The organism is Chromohalobacter sp. 296-RDG, from assembly GCF_029889885.1.
In the GTDB taxonomy this organism is placed as follows: domain Bacteria; phylum Pseudomonadota; class Gammaproteobacteria; order Pseudomonadales; family Halomonadaceae; genus Chromohalobacter.
On the sequence record NZ_JARANY010000214.1, the window covers coordinates 1 to 1217 of the forward strand.

The 1217-nt window shown below is 62.3% G+C and carries 2 protein-coding genes; both read right to left on the reverse strand.

What is annotated here, in order from left to right; all coding sequences use genetic code 11:
* Window positions 1-111: 111 nt before the first annotated feature.
* Complete coding sequence (locus OP495_RS17975) at window positions 112-987, reverse strand: hypothetical protein (protein ID WP_280571142.1); 876 nt, start codon at window positions 985-987, stop codon at window positions 112-114.
* On the reverse strand, window positions 987-1217 hold a 231-nt coding region (locus tag OP495_RS17980), incomplete at its 5' end, for a hypothetical protein (RefSeq protein ID WP_280571143.1). The genes OP495_RS17980 and OP495_RS17975, both read right to left, overlap by 1 nt.

Genomic DNA, 1217 nt, shown 5'->3' on the forward strand with positions numbered 1-1217 from the left:
CACCGCCGCTGAACAGCTGCCAGGCGGTTTTATGATGGTCCTCCAGGGTGGGAAGCTTGCCGGCAGGATTGCCAGGGTGGCAGACCACGGCAGCCTCATGGTAATGGACGATCATAGCAGGGCTCCCTGTACCGGCGGCACATCAACCCGCGACGCTTGGAGGAGGGGGATCAGCTCACGCATCATTGTCGTGAGGCGCAGGCGATCATGAGGATTGACAGGCAATGCTGTCAGCAAGGCTTCGGGATCAGGGACTTGGGTAAGCCACGTGTCAAAGGCGCTGTCGCGACGCTGCCCACGGGCGGCGTCGGTAATGGGCCGCCAGAAAGCGGGTTTATCGGCCTTGTGGGCTAGATCCATGGCAATCACCCGGCGGGCGGTATCCAGCATGGCGTGTAGATCCAGTGGCGTCGCGCCACTCTCGCTGTTGCACCAGAGCTCCTGCAGCGAGGTGGAGGCCATGAATCGCTGCATCAGCGCATCGGCTTTTCGTCCCCATTGCTCGACATAGACAAAGCCTTGGGCTCGTTGGTCCAGTTCGCCTTGATGCAACAAGTGGGTCAACAGGCCCAGCCCGCTCAGGCGGTGTAGTTGTCCACGCTGCGCCCACAGCCCGCTCTGGAACTTATCGTAGAGCGCTTGGGGTAGCGCCAGATGTAGATCGCCACTGGGTGTGATAACGCCGGCCGAGCCCGGCAGCATGCCCAGCTTGGCGTAGACGGGATTGTCGCGGTTGCCGACGGAGTAGCGTTCTATGCCCAGCATGGCCTCGGAGCCAATGCGCGGGGTGTAGCAGGTCGTGCAGACATACTCCACGGCGCAGTTGACGCCGTACTTGTATTCGGCGGCTTGGCCGGGGTCTTCAACGTCGTGCCATGGCCTTGCGCAACAGGCGCAGGCGGTCGTCGGCGGAGTGACTAACGTAACGTCAGCGTGCCGGCGCAGCGCTTGCGTGGCGCGGTGAAGTAGCGCGTAACCTGTGTTCATCACACCACCTCTTTGAGGATGCGCGGTGGCCGATAGACCGGCTCATCGTTGCCGGTGGCATGCATGCGTAGCTGATCGGGAATCGCGTTGTAACCCATGCCGTGGTGCTCTGCCGCCTGCCGCCAGGGGCGTTGTCGCCAGCGTTGCCGGTCATCTTCCTGAAAGGCTTCGATGCTGATCGCGCCTTGTCCACGGGCATGCTCAAGGCCGATATGGGGGGTATGACTAAG